This is a genomic window from Sphingobium sp. SA916, assembly GCF_002894065.1.
Taxonomy (GTDB): domain Bacteria; phylum Pseudomonadota; class Alphaproteobacteria; order Sphingomonadales; family Sphingomonadaceae; genus Sphingobium; species Sphingobium fuliginis.
Window position 1 is genome coordinate 100,518 of sequence record NZ_LXYF01000107.1, and the last position, 17,222, is coordinate 117,739.

General features: G+C 66.6%; 20 protein-coding genes. 10 read left to right on the forward strand and 10 right to left on the reverse strand.

What is annotated here, in order from left to right; translation table 11 throughout:
- Positions 1-97 precede the first annotated feature (97 nt).
- From A8G00_RS24430 to phoB, 6 genes are read left to right on the forward strand one after another with little or no spacing between them, the layout of a single operon-like run.
- The gene (locus tag A8G00_RS24430) at positions 98-1,153 is read left to right on the forward strand and encodes a substrate-binding domain-containing protein (RefSeq protein ID WP_025548626.1); all 1,056 of its coding nucleotides are present in this window, start codon (positions 98-100) and stop codon (positions 1,151-1,153) included.
- A 10-nt stretch (positions 1,154-1,163) separates the two neighbouring features.
- Positions 1,164-2,558, forward strand: coding sequence for a phosphate ABC transporter permease subunit PstC (pstC, locus tag A8G00_RS24435; protein ID WP_103001932.1), 1,395 nt, complete (start codon positions 1,164-1,166; stop codon positions 2,556-2,558).
- Positions 2,558-3,802 carry a phosphate ABC transporter permease PstA gene (gene pstA / locus A8G00_RS24440; RefSeq protein ID WP_103001933.1) on the forward strand — a complete coding sequence of 415 codons (1,245 nt, stop codon included), beginning with the start codon at positions 2,558-2,560 and terminating at the stop codon, positions 3,800-3,802. The genes pstC and pstA overlap by 1 nt, the downstream gene beginning before the upstream one ends.
- A gap of 17 nt (positions 3,803-3,819) precedes the next feature.
- A complete protein-coding gene (gene pstB / locus A8G00_RS24445) occupies positions 3,820-4,608 on the forward strand; it encodes a phosphate ABC transporter ATP-binding protein PstB (RefSeq protein ID WP_061939805.1) in 789 nt (262 codons plus the stop codon).
- A 17-nt stretch (positions 4,609-4,625) separates the two neighbouring features.
- Positions 4,626-5,318, forward strand: coding sequence for a phosphate signaling complex protein PhoU (gene phoU, locus A8G00_RS24450; protein WP_025548630.1), 693 nt, complete (start codon positions 4,626-4,628; stop codon positions 5,316-5,318).
- A 2-nt stretch (positions 5,319-5,320) separates the two neighbouring features.
- Positions 5,321-6,022 (forward strand): phosphate regulon transcriptional regulator PhoB, encoded by a 702-nt coding sequence (gene phoB, locus A8G00_RS24455; RefSeq protein ID WP_044660189.1) that lies wholly within the window; start codon positions 5,321-5,323, stop codon positions 6,020-6,022.
- 38 nt (positions 6,023-6,060) lie between these two features.
- On the opposite strand, the gene A8G00_RS24460 is transcribed toward phoB, so the two are convergent.
- The 7 genes from A8G00_RS24460 to A8G00_RS24490 form a co-directional block, all read right to left on the reverse strand.
- Positions 6,061-6,240, reverse strand: coding sequence for a Trm112 family protein (locus A8G00_RS24460; protein ID WP_044660190.1), 180 nt, complete (start codon positions 6,238-6,240; stop codon positions 6,061-6,063).
- Entirely contained in the window at positions 6,237-6,845 is a 609-nt protein-coding gene (locus A8G00_RS24465) for an LON peptidase substrate-binding domain-containing protein (RefSeq protein ID WP_103001934.1), read from the reverse strand. The genes A8G00_RS24460 and A8G00_RS24465 overlap by 4 nt, the downstream gene beginning before the upstream one ends.
- A gap of 14 nt (positions 6,846-6,859) precedes the next feature.
- Positions 6,860-7,771 carry a tetratricopeptide repeat protein gene (locus tag A8G00_RS24470; protein WP_103001935.1) on the reverse strand — a complete coding sequence of 304 codons (912 nt, stop codon included), beginning with the start codon at positions 7,769-7,771 and terminating at the stop codon, positions 6,860-6,862.
- A gap of 110 nt (positions 7,772-7,881) precedes the next feature.
- A complete protein-coding gene (locus tag A8G00_RS24475; protein WP_253258086.1) occupies positions 7,882-8,742 on the reverse strand; it encodes a MipA/OmpV family protein in 861 nt (286 codons plus the stop codon).
- A gap of 56 nt (positions 8,743-8,798) precedes the next feature.
- Complete coding sequence (locus A8G00_RS24480) at positions 8,799-9,215, reverse strand: DUF2141 domain-containing protein (protein WP_044660193.1); 417 nt, start codon at positions 9,213-9,215, stop codon at positions 8,799-8,801.
- A gap of 30 nt (positions 9,216-9,245) precedes the next feature.
- Positions 9,246-9,959 carry a sterol desaturase family protein gene (locus tag A8G00_RS24485; protein ID WP_103001947.1) on the reverse strand — a complete coding sequence of 238 codons (714 nt, stop codon included), beginning with the start codon at positions 9,957-9,959 and terminating at the stop codon, positions 9,246-9,248.
- Between the two features lie 46 nt (positions 9,960-10,005).
- Positions 10,006-10,896, reverse strand: a complete 891-nt coding sequence (locus A8G00_RS24490; protein ID WP_025548642.1) for a prephenate dehydratase — start codon at positions 10,894-10,896, stop codon at positions 10,006-10,008.
- Positions 10,897-11,082: 186 nt separating this feature from the next.
- Between A8G00_RS24490 and A8G00_RS24495 the strand changes: the two genes are divergently transcribed.
- Together A8G00_RS24495 and A8G00_RS24500 are read left to right on the forward strand one after the other, a co-directional pair.
- Positions 11,083-11,712 (forward strand): cytochrome c family protein, encoded by a 630-nt coding sequence (locus A8G00_RS24495; RefSeq protein WP_103001937.1) that lies wholly within the window; start codon positions 11,083-11,085, stop codon positions 11,710-11,712.
- A 33-nt stretch (positions 11,713-11,745) separates the two neighbouring features.
- Positions 11,746-12,330, forward strand: coding sequence for a GNAT family N-acetyltransferase (locus A8G00_RS24500; RefSeq protein ID WP_103001938.1), 585 nt, complete (start codon positions 11,746-11,748; stop codon positions 12,328-12,330).
- A gap of 125 nt (positions 12,331-12,455) precedes the next feature.
- Here the strand turns inward: A8G00_RS24500 and A8G00_RS24505 are convergent, their stop codons facing one another.
- A complete protein-coding gene (locus A8G00_RS24505) occupies positions 12,456-13,259 on the reverse strand; it encodes a kinase (RefSeq protein WP_103001939.1) in 804 nt (267 codons plus the stop codon).
- Between the two features lies 1 nt (position 13,260).
- Positions 13,261-14,577 carry a hemolysin family protein gene (locus tag A8G00_RS24510; RefSeq protein WP_025548648.1) on the reverse strand — a complete coding sequence of 439 codons (1,317 nt, stop codon included), beginning with the start codon at positions 14,575-14,577 and terminating at the stop codon, positions 13,261-13,263.
- 151 nt (positions 14,578-14,728) lie between these two features.
- Between A8G00_RS24510 and A8G00_RS24515 the strand changes: the two genes are divergently transcribed.
- Entirely contained in the window at positions 14,729-15,409 is a 681-nt protein-coding gene (locus A8G00_RS24515; RefSeq protein ID WP_103001940.1) for an OmpA family protein, read from the forward strand.
- Positions 15,410-15,464: 55 nt separating this feature from the next.
- On the opposite strand, the gene A8G00_RS24520 is transcribed toward A8G00_RS24515, so the two are convergent.
- Positions 15,465-16,457, reverse strand: a complete 993-nt coding sequence (locus tag A8G00_RS24520) for an esterase-like activity of phytase family protein (protein WP_103001941.1) — start codon at positions 16,455-16,457, stop codon at positions 15,465-15,467.
- A gap of 227 nt (positions 16,458-16,684) precedes the next feature.
- On the opposite strand from A8G00_RS24520, the gene A8G00_RS24525 reads away from it, so the two are divergent.
- The gene (locus A8G00_RS24525) at positions 16,685-17,104 is read left to right on the forward strand and encodes a glycine zipper 2TM domain-containing protein (protein ID WP_025548652.1); all 420 of its coding nucleotides are present in this window, start codon (positions 16,685-16,687) and stop codon (positions 17,102-17,104) included.
- Positions 17,105-17,222 lie beyond the last annotated feature (118 nt).

Here is a 17,222-nt window from a genome sequence, read left to right on the forward strand (position 1 = left end):
CCATTGTCACAAAGGCGCGACGTACCGCGGCTACGGCGCGTGCCCAGAGGGGGGCGGCGAGAAGCGAATCGCGGCCTTTGACGAAGGAGATTACCCGGTGAAGCATTTCGCTCTGATGGCCGCGACCGCCGCGGCGGCACTCACTCTCTCAGGCTGCGGCCAGCAGTCCGGCGGCGGGGCCGGCGGCACCCGCGACCAGATCCGCGCGGTCGGCTCCTCCACCGTCTATCCGTTCGCCACCGCGATTGCCGAGATGTTCGTCCAGGGCAATCCCGGCATGAAGTCGCCCATCGTCGAATCGACCGGCACCGGCGGGGGCATGAAGCTGTTCTGCGCGGGCGTCGGCGCCCAGCATCCCGACATCGCCGACGCCTCCCGCCGCATGAAGAAGTCGGAATATGAGGACTGCCGGAAGAATGGGGTCAAGGACATCATCGAAATCCAGATCGGCGTAGACGGTCTGGCCTTCGCGGAATCGAAGAACGGCCCGGGCCTGAAGCTGACCCCGAAGATCGTCTATGAGGCGCTGGCCGCCAATCCCTATGGCAAGGGTCCGAACAAGGCCCAGAGCTGGAAGGATGTCGACCCCAGCCTGCCCGCCACGCCGATCAGCGTCTTCGGCCCCCCGTCCACCAGCGGCACCCGCGATTCGCTGGCCGAACTGATCCTGACCAAGGGTTGCGAGACCGACCCGGCGATGGAAGCGCTCAAGAAGAAGAATGAGGACGAGTTCAAGGCCACCTGCACCCGCATCCGCGAGGACGGCAAATATGTGGATTCGGGCGAGAACGACAATCTGATCGTCCAGAAGCTGGGCGCCAATCCCAATGCGCTCGGCGTGTTCGGCTACAGCTTCCTGGAGGAAAACAAGGACACGCTGAAGGACGTTTCCATCAACGGCGTCGAGGCGACCTACGAAACCGTCTCCACCGGCCAATATCCCGGCGCGCGTCCGCTCTTCATCTATGTGAAGAAGGCGCATATGCAGGCCATTCCGGGCCTTCAGGCCTATCTCAACACCTTCGCCGCGAACTGGGACCCGAACGGCGCGCTGACCAAGCGCGGCATGGTCGCGGCGCCGGAAGGCGTGCGCAAGGCGAGCGCCGAGACCGTCAAGTCGCTGGCCGTGCTCGACGGTTCGCAGCTCAAATAAGACAGGCGATATGACAGGTCCTGCAATCCTTCTGCTGCTCGCCGGTCTGGGCGCCATCGCCTGGGTCAGCGCCCGCGCCCGCGCGATGCGGCTGCAAAGCGCCGCGCGGGCTTCGGGCCGCCGCGACGCCGTGCACAGCCTTCCGGGCTATCACGGCTGGTATGTCGCGCTCTGGACGCTGGTGCCCGCCGGCCTCTTCCTGGCGATCTGGGCCAATGTCGCGCCCGGCCTCGTCACGCAGGACGTGCTGGGCAGTCCGGCGGCGCAGAGCCTGCCCGCCGACGATTTCTCGCGCTCCGCCATATTGGGCGAGGCACGGGCGATCGCCACGGGGATGCAGGCGGGGGCGTTCAATCCGCTCTCGCAGGGACTGGTCGAACCCTATAAGCACGCCATCGGCCAATATGGCTTTGCCGGCGCCGCGCTGGCGCTGGTGCTGGCCTTTGCCGGGGGCGCCTATGCCTTCACCCGCGTGCGCCCGGATTTCCGGGCGCGCACGCGGGTCGAGCGGCTGGTAATGGCGACCCTGCTGATCGCATCGCTGCTGGCGATCATCACGACGCTGGGGATCGTCGCGTCGCTGCTGTGGGAAAGCTTCCGCTTCTTCTCCATGGTCAGCCCCGTCGATTTCCTGTTCGGCGCGAAATGGAGCCCGCAATCGGCCGCGCTCGGCTATGGCAATGACGACGCCTTCGGCGCGGTGCCGCTATTCTGGGGGACCATCTTCATCGGCGCGATCATCGCCATGGCCGTCGCCATCCCGCTGGGCCTGATCAGCGCCATCTACCTGACCCAATATGCCAGCCCCACCTTCCGCAAGTGGATGAAGCCGATATTGGAGGTGCTGGCGGGCGTGCCGACGGTCGTCTACGGCTATTTCGCGGCGCTCACCATCGCCCCGGCCCTGCGGGATTTCGCGGTCATGATCGGCATCCACGGCGCCTCTTCGGAAAGCGCGCTGGCGGCGGGACTTGTGATGGGCGTGATGATCATTCCCTTCGTCTCCTCCATGGCGGACGACAGCATCGCCGCCGTGCCGCAGTCGATGCGCGACGGCAGCCTGGCCATGGGCGCCACCACCAGCGAGACGATCCGCCGCGTGCTGATCCCCGCGGCGCTGCCCGGCGTGGTCGGCGGCGTGCTGCTGGCCGTCAGCCGCGCCATCGGCGAGACGATGATCGTGGTGATGGCGGCGGGTCTGGCGGCCAACCTGACCTTGAACCCCTTTGCCAGCGTGACGACGGTGACGACGCAGATCGTCCAGCTTCTGACCGGCGACCAGGAATTCGACAGCGCCAAGACGCTGGCGGCCTTCGCGCTGGGGCTGGTGCTGTTCATCGTGACGCTGCTGCTCAACATCGTGGCCCTGCGGGTCGTGAAGAAATATCGCGAGGCTTACGAATAATGAGTGCCGAACGCCTTCCCACCGACTGGAAGTCGGACGCGATGCGCAGGCGGATCGCCCGTCGCTATGCATCGGAACGCCGCTTCAAGGCGGCGGGCCTGCTCGCCGTCGCGCTCTCCGCCGCGTTCCTCGCCTTCCTGTTGTTCAGCATGCTGGGCAACGGCCTGCGCGGCTTCACCCGGACGGAAATCGCGGTGAAGGTCGACTTCCCCGCCTCCCCGCTGCTGCTCGACCCCAATGCCATCACGGATCAGGCGCTCGCCAACGCGAACCTGCCGATGGTGACGGGGGCGGTGGTGAAGAAAGCGCTGGGCGCGGATGCCGAGGAATGGGTGTCGCCCACCGCCTGGACCGTGCTGCGCGACGCGATCAAGGCCGATCCGAAGATCCTCGCCCAGACCGTGACGATCAAGCTGCCCGCCGCCACCGCCATCGACCTTGCCGCCAAGAGCAACGGTTCGCCCGAGGCGGAAGCGGCGGTGGCACGGCTCGACAAGGCGGGCGTGCTGACGACCGGCATCAACTGGGGATTCCTGACCGCGAGCGACGGCACCGATCCGACGCAGGTCGGCATCTGGGGCGCGTTCAAGGGATCGCTGCTGACCATGCTGGTGACGCTGGCGCTGAGCTTCCCGGTGGGCGTGGCGACGGCCGTCTATCTGGAGGAATATGCGCGCAAGAACTGGCTGACCGACATCATCGAAGTGTCGATCAACAATCTGGCCGCCGTTCCCTCCATCATCTTCGGCCTGCTGGGCCTGTCGATCTTCCTGAACTTCCTGCACCTGCCGCGTTCGGCGGCGCTGGTCGGCGGCATGACGCTGGCGCTGATGACCATGCCGGTCATCGTCATCGCGGGCCGCAACGCCATCAAGTCGGTGCCGCCCAGCATCCGCGACGCGGCGCTGGGCATCGGCGCCAGCCCGGTGCAGGTGGTGTTCCACCATGTCCTGCCGCTGGCCCTGCCCGGCATCCTGACCGGCACCATCATCGGCATGGCCCGCGCGCTGGGCGAGACCGCCCCGCTGCTGATGATCGGCATGCGCGCCTTCATCGCCACGCCGCCGGGCGGGATCACCGATCCGGCGACCGTGCTGCCGGTGCAGATTTTCCTCTGGTCGGACGAAGTGTCCAAGGGCTTCGTCGAAAAGACCTCCGCAGCCATCATCGTGTTGCTGGTCTTCCTGCTCGCGATGAACGGCATCGCCATCTACCTGCGCAACAAGTTCGAAAGGCGGTGGTGACCGCGATGACAGCCATGATGCATGAACAACAGACGCTGACCCCTGCGGTCGAAACCAAGATGACGGCCCGCGACGTCAAGGTCTTCTATGGCGATAAGCAGGCGATCAAGGGCGTGTCGATCGATGTCGACATGGACAATGTGACGGCCTTCATCGGGCCGTCGGGCTGCGGCAAGTCGACCTTTCTGCGGACGCTCAATCGCATGAACGATACGGTCGCCTCTGCGCGGGTGGAAGGCACGATCACGCTGGACGGTGAGGATATCTACGCCCCCAGCATGGACGTGGTGCAACTGCGCGCCCGCGTCGGCATGGTGTTCCAGAAGCCCAACCCCTTCCCCAAGTCGATCTATGAAAATATCGCCTATGGCCCGCGCATCCATGGCCTGGCCCATGCGAAGGCGGACCTGGACGTGATCGTCGAGAAATCGCTGCGCCGCGCCGGCCTGTGGGACGAGGTGAAGGACCGGCTGCATGACAGCGGCACCGCGCTTTCCGGCGGGCAGCAGCAGCGCCTGTGCATCGGCCGCGCCATCGCCGTCGAACCGGAAGTGATCCTGATGGACGAGCCCTGCTCGGCGCTGGACCCCATCGCGACGGCGAAGATCGAGGAGCTGATCCACGAATTGCGTGGCCGCTACGCCATCGTGATCGTGACCCACAATATGCAGCAGGCCGCCCGCGTGTCGCAGCGGACCGCCTTTTTCCATCTGGGCGAGCTGGTCGAATATGGCGTGACGTCGGACATCTTCACCAATCCCCGTCAGGAACGGACAAAGGATTACATCACCGGACGCTACGGCTGATCCGGGGGAGGAAAGACATGGCAGAACATACGATCAAGGCGTTCGACCAGGAAATGGACAAGCTCCGCGGTCTGATCGCGGAAATGGGCGGTCGCGCTGAATCCGCCATTGAGAAGGCGATGCTCGCGCTGCAACGCCATGACAAGGTGCTGGCGGCGGAGGTCGTGGCGGAGGACAAGCGCATCGACGCGATCGAGGCGGAGGTCGAGAAGCTCGCCATCGAGATCATCGCCCTGCGCGCGCCGATGGCCAACGACCTGCGCGACGTGATCGCCGCGCTGAAGATCGTCGGCGTGGTCGAGCGGATCGGCGATTATGCCAAGAACATCGCCAAGCGCGTGCCGCTGATCGCCGCCAACCAGCGGACGCAGGAGCCGATCGCGCTTCTTCCCTCCATGGGCCAGGTCGCGGGCGAGATGGTGCAGGATGCGCTGAACGCCTTTGCCGCGCGGGATGCCGACCTGGCCGTCGCGGTGGTGGAGCGCGATACGGTGGTCGACGATTTCTACAACAGCGTCTTCCGCACGCTCGTCACCTTCATGGTCGAAAATCCCAAGACGATCAGCGAATGCGCACATCTGCTGTTCATCGCCAAGAATATCGAACGGATCGGCGACCATGCCACCAATGTGGCGGAGATGGTCTATTATGCTGCCACCGGCCAGACCCTGCCCGACCGCGAACGCGGCGGCGCGGCGGCGGAGGGCTGAGCATGGCGCGGGCCAAGATGCTGTTGGTGGAGGATGACGCGGCGCTGGCCGAACTGCTCATCTGGCATTTCAAGCGCGAGGATTTCGAGGTCGCGCACACGGTCGACGGAGAGGAAGCGCTGCTTCTGGCGCAGGAGAATGTGCCCGACATCGTGCTGCTCGACTGGATGGTGGAAAGCCTGTCGGGCATAGAGGTCTGCCGCCGCCTGCGCCGCATGAACGGCACGGCCAACGTCCCGATCATCATGCTGACCGCGCGCGGCGAGGAGGAGGATCGCGTGCGCGGGCTGGAAACGGGCGCGGACGATTATGTGACCAAGCCCTTCTCGCCCCGCGAACTGGTGGCGCGCGTCGGCGCGGTGCTGCGGCGCGTGCGCCCGGCGCTGGCGGGCGAGACGCTGACCTTCGCGGATGTGGAGATGGACACGGTGGGGCACAAGGTCCGTCGCGGCGGCCAGGTGATCCCGCTCGGCCCCACGGAATTCCGCCTGCTCAAGCATTTCCTGGAGCATCCGGGCTGGGTCTTCTCCCGCGAGCGGCTGCTGGACAGCGTATGGGGGCAGGACAGCGACATCGAACTGCGCACGGTCGACGTGCATATCCGCCGCCTGCGCAAGGCGATCAATGCGGACGGCCGCTATCACGACATCATCCGCACGGTGCGTTCAGCGGGCTATGCGCTGGATACGGACGGGGTCGCGTAAAGGGCCGTCGCGGACAGACAGGGTCCGGTGGGGGTTCGTCACCCTGCTATGGACCGCGCCTCCCGCACGACCAGCACCGGGACGCCGTCGCGCACCGGAAAGGCGAGCCCCGCCGCCTCGGACAGCAATTCGCCCTGTTCCGCATCCCAGCGCAGGGGCGTGCGCGTCACCGGGCAGACCAGCTTCGCGAGCAGCGCCGGATCGATCCTGCCGCTCATTGCATCGTCGCCCCGCCGTCGCGTTCGATCCGCCCGACGATCTGCATCAGCTGGATGATCCGGTCGGCCCGTTCGCCCAGCGTATCCGCCTCCAGCAGGGTCTGCTTGGCCGCCGGATCGAAGGGCACGATCTGCGCGATCCCGTTCACCAGCGCCATGTCGTCGAGCCGCGACACCGCCGTCCAGTCGACCACATAGCCCAGCGCATCGGCAAAGCGCCGCGATTCCTGCTCCAGCGCCGCCCGCTCCACGGCGGAGAGGATTTCATCCCCTTGCGCAATGGGCTCCACATCCGCCTCGATCTGGCGAAAGGCGGTGGGGACGTCCAGTTCCCGCACCACACGAAAGCGCGCAAGCCCCTTCAGCAGGATGTTGTACCGGCCGCCCTCCAACGCCTCGATATGGGTGATGTGGCCCAGGCAGCCCACATCGAACAGCGCGGGCTTGGTTCCTTCCTCCCGCGGCTGGATCATGCCGATGCGCCGGTCCCGCGCCATGGCGTCATGGATCATCGCCTGATAGCGCGGCTCGAAGATATGGAGCGGCAGTTCCATGCCCGGCAGCAGCAGCGCGCCCGGCAGGGGAAAGATCGAGACGCGCGACATGACGCCTGCGCCGGTCAGGAAAACAGGATCTGGGAAAGCTTGCGCCGCTGCCCCGCGACCCAGGGATCTTCCAGCCCCGTCGCCTCGAAAAGCTTGAGGAGCTGCGCCCGCGCCGCGCCGTCATTCCACGTCCGGTCGCGCCGCACCAGTTCCAGCAACTGCTCCGCCGCTCCATCGCGGTCGCCATTGGCCATCAGGCCGTTCGCCAGTTCGAAGCGCGCCTCATGATCGTCCGGATCGGCGGCGACCTTCGCCTCCACACCCGACAGGTCAGCCACCGGCCGGGCATCGCGCGCCAGCGCAATGGCGGCGCGTGCGCGTTCCACCGCCTGGTCCTTGGCCACATCGGCGGGCAGAGCGGCCAACGCCGCTTCGGCTTCGTCGAACTGTCCCAACGCGACCAGCGCCCGCGCCGCGCCCGAAGCCACATCGGCATTGTCGGGCAGCATCTGATCGATCTGCCGGAACACGGACAGCGCCCGCTCCGCTTCGCCCCCGGCCATCAATTCCTCGCCCATGGCGATCAGGGGCGCAATCTCCTCCAGCTGCGCCTTCTCCTCCGATTCGATCGGCAACTGGCCCAGCAACTGGTCGAGATATTGCTTGAACTGCCCCTCGGTCCGCGCCTGGCTGAGGTCGGCCACCGGCTGGCCCTGGAACACGGCATAGACGGTGGGGATCGACTGGACGCGGAACTGGGCGGCGATGAACTTGTCCTCATCGACGTTGATCTTGACCAGCTTGACGCCCTTGGCCGCATAGTCGGCGCAGACCTTCTCGATCACCGGCGCGAGCTGCTTGCAGGGGCCGCACCATTCGGCCCAGAAATCGACGATCACCAACTGGGTGCGCGAAGGATCCACCACATCGCGGCGGAAAGCCTCCACCGATGCCTTGTCGGCCTCGCTCAGTCCAAGGGTCGCCACTTCTCTTATCTCCTGCTGCAAACGCGGTTGCCAAGCCGCCCTCATACAGCGCCTTATGTGGGGCGTCACCCCATAGGAACAAGGGAGATCGGCCGGGGATCAGCCGGAGATCAAAAGGTGTAGCCGACGCCGATCGCGCCGATCCACTGATTCCGGGAGCCCGCGACGGACACGATGGGCGAGGCGGCATAGTCGCCCAGGATCCGCGAATAGCTGGCTGCGGCGAAGATCGCCCAGCCATGGCGCAGGTCGCCCGACAGCGACTTGCCGCCCGCCAGGCTGAAATTCACCTTCTTGAACCCCGAACCATCGCCTGCCCCGCCATAGGCCGGCAGCCCCGATGCGGCGGCGCCCGCCGGATCGACGTCATAATAATAGCGGCCATATTTCCTGCCGACATAGTCCGCCGACACGCCCAGCCCGACGAAGGCCGTCTGCGACAGCGGCGTCATATATTCCACCGCGGGCGTGATGACATAGCTGCCATGCGCGCCCGCCACATCCCTGGTCACGGCGACGCGCGCCGACAGATTGTCATAGGCGCTGGTGATCACCCCGGTCTTGCCGATGCCGACGAAGCCGCCGACCTCCACCGCGATGTCGCGCTTGCCCAGCAGGCGCACGGCATCGTCCTTGATGTTCCTGCGGCTCGACCGGTCGAAGCGGACGTTGACCACCGGGCCCAGTTCGAAGTCGACGCCGTCGGGATCGCTGTTGGGGATCGCGTCGACATACAGGCCCGGACCGCGCGTCCAGAAGGCGAAGTCCTTCACCTTGCCGCGAAGCTGCGGGATGGGCAGCACGCGATAGTCGTCGGACCCTTCATAGCTCGGCACGGCGGCCACGCCCACGCCGATGGTCAGGCTGCTGCGATCATCCTGCTGGGCGAAGGCCGATGGCGCAAGGCAAAGGGCCGCGACGGCGAACGCCGCGGAAAGGCGACAGCGATGATGCATGATGACCCTGTTCAAAGAGATTGTCGGGCAAGATAATGTTTTTACGGCATTACCGTTCCGCAGCGCGACATTCAGAGGAAATATTTGACCCTGATGTCCTGCCGCACCGCCGCCCCCGCCATGGCGAACTGCGCCGAGCGGAAGCTGGGCGCGCCGAAGCGGATCGCCGGATTGCGCGAAAAGCCCACCCCCTCGCGCGGAATGCCGGCCAGCGTGTCCAGCTTGCCATTGCCATTCTCGTCATGAATGATGGCGATCGCATAGGTTCCCGGCTCCATCCGGCCGAGGGGCACGATGCCGGCGGTCGCGGGGACGGTGAAATGCCGCCCGTCCGGATCGCCCCGGCAATCGGGGAAATGATCCGCCTGCCGCGTCACGCAAATCAGGAAATTGCCCCTGGAGGACCGCAGGCCCTGCACGTCCATGCTGAGCGGCTGCGCCTGGTCGGCCACCGCCGCGCCCATGACCAGCGGGACCGCCGCCATCATCGCTGCCCTGCCCTTCACGCCCGTCCTTCCCTAAAAATGGCCCAATCCCCTGTCGGTCCCGCACAGCCGGTCCCAGATGCGGAAATACAGGCCGTAATTGCACGCATATTGTTCATGATGCCGCTGGTGATGGCTGGCGGTGATCAGCCAGCGGCCGGCCCGGCCCTGCACCATCCAGCGCGGAAACATCTCCCATCCCATATGGTTGCTGACGCCCATCACCGTCATGATCGTCAGCACCACGCCCAGCGCGCCGACATGGATCGGAATCAGGAAGACCAGCGCCGGGATCACCACCGCGCCGGTCGCCGCCTCCCATGGATGGAAGCTCATCGCGGCCCAGGCCGTCGGCGGGCGGCTGGCATGATGCACGGCATGGGCGATCCGGAACAGGCGCGGCCGGTGCATCCAGCGGTGGGTCCAGTAGAACCAGGCGTCATGGGCCGCAAGGTAAAGCAGCACGGACAGCGGCAGATACCAGAGGGGAAAGGCATGGACGTCGGCATAGACCCGCGTCCAGCCATGCGCCTGCCAGCCCCAGGCGGCGATGCCCGCCGGCACGCCGTAGATCAGCGCGGAGGCCAGCGACCAGGCGATTTCCCACCGGACCTGCCGGTCCAGCCCGGCATAGAGGCCCGGCCTGCGATAACGGGTCGCCAGCGCGAAGGCGCCGCTCGCCAGCAGATAGCGCACGCCCACGATCACGCTCATGGCAAGGGCCGACAGAAGGATCGCGGTGAACATCGGCCCGACCATAAGCGGTCTGGAGCCCGCCGTCACGCCCGGGCGCTCAGGTGCGCGGCCGCGCCTGCCGGTAGCTGCCGAGTATCCGCACCCATTTGGTGTGGAATTCCAGCTCCGCCAATGCCCGGTCGATGGCCGGATCGCCCGGCATCCCCTCTATGTCGCAGTAGAATTCCGTCGCGGCGAAGCTGGCGCCGCGCTGATAGCTTTCCAGCTTCGTCATGTTGACGCCATTGGTGGCGAAGCCGCCCATCGCCTTGTAGAGCGCGGCCGGGATGTTCTTCACCTCGAACAGGAAGGTGGTCATCACCGGGCCCACCCCCGCCGCCGGCATCTTCGGCTCACGCGAGAGCACCAGGAAGCGCGTCATATTGTCGGCGCTGTCCTCGATATTCTCCGCCACCAGCCGCAGGCCGTAGAGTTCCGCCGCCAGATAGGGGGCGATGGCCCCTTCCCCCGCCACGCGGGTTTCCGCGACCAGCGCGGCCGCGCCCGCCGTGTCGGCATAGCTGACCGGCTGAATGCCGCGTTCCCGCAGATAATGGCGGCACTGGCCCAGCGCCTGCGGGTGGCTGACCGCGCTTTTGACGGGGGTGCTGTCGACCGCCATCAGGCAGTGCCGGATGCGCAGGAAATATTCGTCGACGATATGCAGCCCGGATTCGGGCAGCAGGAAATGCATGTCGGCCACGCGGCCATGCAGGCTGTTCTCGATCGGAATGATCGCCCGCGCGGCGCGCCCTTCCCGGACCGCATCGATCGCATCCTCGAAGGCGAAACAGGGCAAGGGAACGCAATCGGGCGCATAATCCAGCGCCGCCAGATGCGAATTGGCGCCCGGCGCGCCCTGGAAGGCGACGGCGCGAACGGGATCGACGGCGGCCTTCGCGGCGAGGTCCGCGACCAGATCGCGGGCGGGGGCGGGATAGTTTTCCATGGGCGCCTGCGCGCTTATTCACTTCATCGCGCCCGCGCAAGCATCCTCTCCGGCCGCAAAGCCATGAAAAGCGTGCGCGATCCCGTTCAAGGCCGCTTGCACGTTCGCGCTTGCGCCATTATGGCAGCGCGCTAGAGGGGACGCGAACCAAGCGGCCAGAACAGAAATCCAGGGGAATCCGAGCGAATGGGCGATCGTTTCAACACCGCTGCCGGTTGGGCTTTGTTCGCGGGTATCATCGCACTGGGCGGTGCCATCGTCAGTTCCAAATTCTTCCATGAGGAACGGCCCGAGAAAATGGGCTACGCCATTGAGGGCGTCGAAGCGGAAGGCGAAGGCGGCGCGGCCAGCGGCCCCGGCCTCAACACCCTGCTCGCCAGCGCGGACGTCGCGGCGGGCGAGAAGGTGTTCGCCAAGTGCGCGGCCTGCCACACCGTCAACCAGGGCGGCGCCAACGGCATCGGCCCGAATCTCTACGCCACGGTCGGGGAACCGATCGGCCAGGGCAAGGGCGGCTTCGCCTTCTCCGACGCGCTCAAGAGCAAGGGCGGCAACTGGACCTTCGAGAATCTCGATCACTGGCTGACCTCCCCGCGTGAATTCGCGCCGGGCACCAAGATGACCTTCGCCGGTCTCGGCAACCCGGCCGACCGCGCGAACCTGATCGCCTGGCTGAACACCCAGGGTTCGAACCTGCCGCTGCCCGCCGCCGATGCGGCTCCGGCAGCCGGCGGCGACAATGCCGCGGCCGAGGGTGGCAATGCCGCCGCCAACGCGGCAGAGGCGCCCTCAGCCAACGCCGCCGCCAGCGAGTAAGAACTGGACAGCGAACCCATTCGGGTCGATGATCTGACGGGCGCGGCCTTGCTGGCCGCGCTCGACGCCTTGGCGGACCTGCGCATCACGGTCTTCCGCGCCTTTCCCTACCTCTATGACGGGTCGGGCGAAGCGGGCCGCGCCTATGAGCGCGATTATCTCACCGCCTATGCGAACAGCCCCGGCGCGCTGATCGCCGGGGCTTTCGCGGGCGAGCGGCTGGTCGGCGCCGCCGCCGCCGCTCCCATGGCCGACCATGCTGCGGAATTCGCCGCTCCTTTCCGGGCATGCGGCATGGACATCGGCCAAATCTATTATTTTGGCGAATCGGTGCTGCTGCCGGAATGGCGCGGGCGCGGCATCGGCCACGCCTTTTTCGACCGGCGGGAAGCAAAGGCGCGGGAACTGGGATTCGCCATGACCAGCTTCTGCGCGGTGATTCGCCCGCCGGATCACCCTGCCCGCCCCGCCGGCTATGCCCCGCTCGATCCCTTCTGGCGCGCGCGCGGCTATGCCCCGGTCGAGGGGCTGATCGGCCATTTCGACTGGAAGGATCTGGGCGACGACGCGGAAAGCCGCCATCCCATGCAATTCTGGGTGAAGCGTCTCATAGCCTGACGGGCGCGTTCGTCTGCCGCTCCTCCGTTTGAGATGCCCTTTTGGTCACTCCGGACGCGATCCGGTGACTGAGAAGCAAGGGGGCCGGATCAAGTCAGAGGCGGCGAGCGCAGCAATGCCGGGCGTCAGCCGTTGCAAATCCCGATCACCCGCCGCATCTCGTCCAGCCTGATCGTCAGGTCCGCCCGGCCCGGCATCTCCTCCAGAATATGCCGGGTCAGCCGCTCATAATGCTGGACGAAGCGCGCAATCCGGGCATCCGGCATGCCGCCGCCAGCTTCCTTGCGCAGGTCATGCTCCTGCTGCGTCCGCCAGCGCCGGACGATCCCGAAGTCCGGCGCGGCCAGCAGCACCAGCCGGTCCAGCCGCGCGAACAGCGCCTGATAATCCCCCGCCAGCGCCCGGTTTGCGAAGGCGCGCCAGACGCCGTCCGCATCCTCCTCCCGCTCCAGGGCATTGACCGGCTCCACCAGCGCCGCCGCGCCCTGCGGCAGCGCTCCGACGCACCAGCCCTCCAGCAGCAGCAACCGCGTGCCAGTCGCCGCCTTTTCCCATCGCCTTTCCGGCAAAGGATCGTCCGACGCCTTGTCGAAACGCGGCAGCGAGGTCGCCTCTCCCCGCTCCAACGCATCGATCACCCGCAGCCCCAGCGCCACATCATGCGTCCCCGGCACTCCGCGCGTGCGCAGCAGCGGATGGATCGAACGGGCCATGGCCTCCCGCTCCGCCCGCGTGCGATACAGATCGTCGATGGAAAGGATCGCGGCCGGAATCCCGTCGCTCTGCAACCTCTGCCGCAAGCCCGCCGCCAGCGTCGACTTGCCGCTGCCCTGCGCCCCGCACAGGCCGATCACCAGCAGGCGACCGCCAGCCTCCTCCAGCGCCCGCCGCGTCAATCCCTCGACCGCGTCCAGCGCATCGTTCCGCATCCTATCGCTCCGCGATCAGCAGCTTGTCGATCTTGCGCCCATCCATATCCACGATCTCGAACCGCCAGCCCTGATCGTCTATGAAATCGCCCACTTCCGGCAAGCGCTTGAGCAGCCACAGCGCATGGCCGGCGACCGTCGCATAGTCGCGATCCTCCGGCAGGTCGATGCCGATCCGGTCCGCGAGCAGGTCCACCGGCATCTGGCCCGACACCAGCAGGCTGCCGTCCTCCCGCTCGACCAGGTCCGGCTCATCCTCGCTGTCCAGGTCGGACACGAAATGGCCTGCAATGGCGGAGAGCAGGTCGGCAGGCGTCGCAATCCCCTCGAAATGCCCATATTCGTCATGCACCATGACCATCGGCACCTCGGCCCGCCGCAGCACCTCCAGCGCGTCCATGGCGTCGACCTGATCCGGCACGACCTCCACCTTGCGCATCAGCCTTTCCAGGCTCAGCCCCTCGCCCCGGAACAGCGCGGTCATGATGTCGCGCGCCTGCACCACGCCGATGATGTCCTCCACCGTCCCCCGGCCCACCGGCAGGCGGGTGTGCGGCGTATCGAGCAGCTTGGCGCGAATGGCCTCCTCATCGGCATGGATGTCGATCCAGTCGACATCCATGCGCTGGGTCATCACCTCGCGCACCGGGCGGTCGGCCAGCCGCACCACGCCGGAAATGATGGCCCGCTCGCTCTCCTCGATCACGCCGGACCTGCTCGCCTCGGCCACGATCAGGTGCAGTTCCTCGGCCGTGACCTGATTTTCCGATTCGCGGGTCAGCCCCAGCAGGCGGAAGATGAGGGCGCTCGATCCGTCCAGCACCCAGACGATGGGGGCGGTGACCTTCGCCAGCCACAGCATCGGCCCGGCGACCAGCACGGCGATGGGCTCCGGCGCGCGCAGGGCGAACTGCTTGGGCACCAGTTCCCCGACGATCAGCGAGGCATAGGTGGTAAGGCCGATCACCAGGGCGAAACCGGCATTCTGCGCGGCATGGGGCGACAGGCCCAGCATCGCCAGCCGTTCCCCCGTCGGCCCGCCAAGGCTGGCGCCGGAATAGGCGCCCGCGACGATGCCGATCAGGGTGATGCCGATCTGCACGGTGGAAAGGAACTTGCCGGGATCGCTCGCCGCCGCCAAGGCGGAGCGCGCGCCGCGCCGCCCGGCCTTTTCCATTGCCTGGAGGCGCGGCTTGCGGGCGGACACGATCGCCAGTTCCGACATGGCGAACAGGCCGTTCAGCGCGACGAGCGCCAGGATGATGACGAGGTCGACCCAGGGAAAGGGCGTCGGAGCGTGCGGGGGGATATTGGCCATGGCGGTCGGCGGCCACCTATAACCCTGATTCTTACAATTTCACAACCGCCGCATCATCTGCAGTTCAGTTCGCTTGTGGAACAAAGGCCTCCTCTCATCCATTGGGGGTGCATCCGCTCCGTTCGGGCGCACGAGAAAGGGAAATATATCCATGCGGAATTTTCATCGCATCATCGGCGCGGCCGGCCTGGCCGCCATGCTGGCGACCACGGCCTGCACCACCGATCCCAACACCGGCAACCGCACCATTTCCAAGGCCGCGATCGGCGGCATCGGCGGCGCGCTGGGCGGTTATCTGCTGGGCGATCTGGTCGGCGGGCGGCATGACCGCACCGAAAAGATCCTGGGCGCGGGCATCGGCGCGGTCGCGGGCGCGGGCATCGGCGCCTATATGGACGCGCAGGAAAAGAAATTGCGCGAGGAAACCGCCGGCAGCGGCGTGGACGTGATCCGCGATGGCGACAATCTGGTGCTGCGCATGCCATCGGGCATCACCTTCGCCACCGACAGTTCCGCCGTGCAGCCCCAGTTCCAGCCGACGCTGAACGACGTCGCATCCGTACTGGCGCAATATCCCAAGACCTATATCGACGTGTACGGCCACGCCGACAGCGACGGCACCGATGCCTATAACCAGGCCCTGTCGGAACGGCGCGCCCAGGCAGTGGGCGATTATCTGACGAGCCATGGCGTCCAGTCGGCCCGCATCGCCACGCGCGGTTTCGGGGAAACCCAGCCGATCGCATCCAACGCCACGGCGGAGGGTAAGGCGTCCAACCGCCGCGTCGAAATCAAGATCGCTCCGGTGACGGAGCAGGATGTGCGTAGCTGAGACGGGCTGCGGGGACCGGGAGGCCGGTCCCCGCCCGCTGTTCCTTCATGCCGCCCTATCCCTGCCAATCCAGGGCGAATTTCAGCAGCAGGGTGCGTTGGAAAAATTCGTGATTGTCGTCCGACGCGATCCAGACGATCCGGCGGCCACCTTCCCGGCTCAGGGCCAATCCTTCGAAATTGTCGGCCAACAGGGGCGGCGCCAGCCGGGCGAGGACGCGCGCCTTCAGCCGGTCGCCGGGGCGCGGCTCTTCCGGCAGTTCGATGATCGCCAGGGTCGCCGTGAACAGTTCCTGCAAGGTCAGCCGCCGGTTGAGGACCAGCACATGCCTGTCGTCCAGCGCGACCGCATCGGTCGGGCGATAACCGCGCGGCGGCACATAGCGCAGGTGCATGGGCGCCGCCGTAGCGGCTTCGGCCGGGTCGCCCGCGAACAGCAGCGTGTCGTGGCTGCCGTCGGCGGTCATCCCCATTTCCGCCAGGACGAGGAAGCGGCCGCCGGGCAGCCGCGCCAGGGATTCGACCGATCCCGTCTCCGGCCAGGCCTCGATCTCCGGCCAGGTGCGGCAGGCTTCGACGCGGGCGAAGCCGGGGGAATAGCGGCAGATCATCTGTTGCAGTTCGAAGCCCACCCAATAGCGCCCCGTCGCCGGATCATGAGCCATCGCCTCCGAATCCCAGGCCCACCAGGGGCGCTCCCGATCCTGCGGGCGGATGGGAAGCGGGGCGATGAAGGGACGCCGTTCCGCCCTGCCCGGGCCGATGTGGAAACCCATCAGCGTGCCGGAATCGCTGAGCGCCAGAATCTGGCCGTCGGGTTCCGCCAGCAGCGAGGATATGCCGCCAAAGCCATGATGGGTGCTGCTGAGTTGCCATCCGCCCAGATAGTGCAGCGTTCCAAGGTCGCGCTGGGCGGGATCGGCCGCGTTCAGGGACAAGGCGCGCGCCCGCACCAGCAATGGGCCGGGGCCGAAGGGTTCGGGCTTGTTCTTGTGCGGCGCGGGAAGCAGCAGGATCGCGAGCAGCAGGACGATCAGGATTCGGCGCATCGCCCTTGCCATAGGGGATAATCGGCCCCTGTGCAGGGTTTTTCGCGGCGCTGGCATCGACCGCCGAAAAGCGCGATAAGCGTTCCCGCCGGTTGCTCCAATGCTGAACGGCGGCTGACATCGCCATTCAGGCTTGGCTCAATGCGAATCGGGCAAAAGGGTCTCAATCGATGGTGAGTCCTCCGTGGAAGACCTGCCGTGATCGATGGCAAATGAGGAGCAACGCCATGAAGACGAAGTTTCTGATCAATCTGGGGGCGGCGCTGGCAATGGGCGCTGCCTCTCTGGCTGTCACCGCAACGCCGGCCATGGCCCGCGACGGCTGGGGCCGCCATTACGACCGTGGCGACTATTATCGCGGCGACCGTGGATATCGCGGCTATCGCGGCGATGGTTATTACCGGGGCGGCGGCTATTATCGCGGCGACGGCTATTACCGGGGCTATCGCGGCTATCGCGGTGGCTATCGCTGCCGGGACAATGGCACGGGCGGCACCATCATCGGCGCGATAGCCGGTGGCCTGCTCGGCAATGAAGTCGGCAAGGGCAGCGGCCGCTACGGTCGCCGCGGCGACGGCACCACGGGCGCCATCATCGGCGCGGGCGTGGGTGCGCTGGCCGGGCGGGCGATCGACCGGGATTGCTAGGGCGTGAACTCATAATTTGAGTTGAGCTCTCCGCCTTCGCATGATTCAGGCGCTCTTTGAGAATGGAGGGCGTATGGCGCGGCGGCGGTATGAACTAACGGACAAGGAATGGCTGATC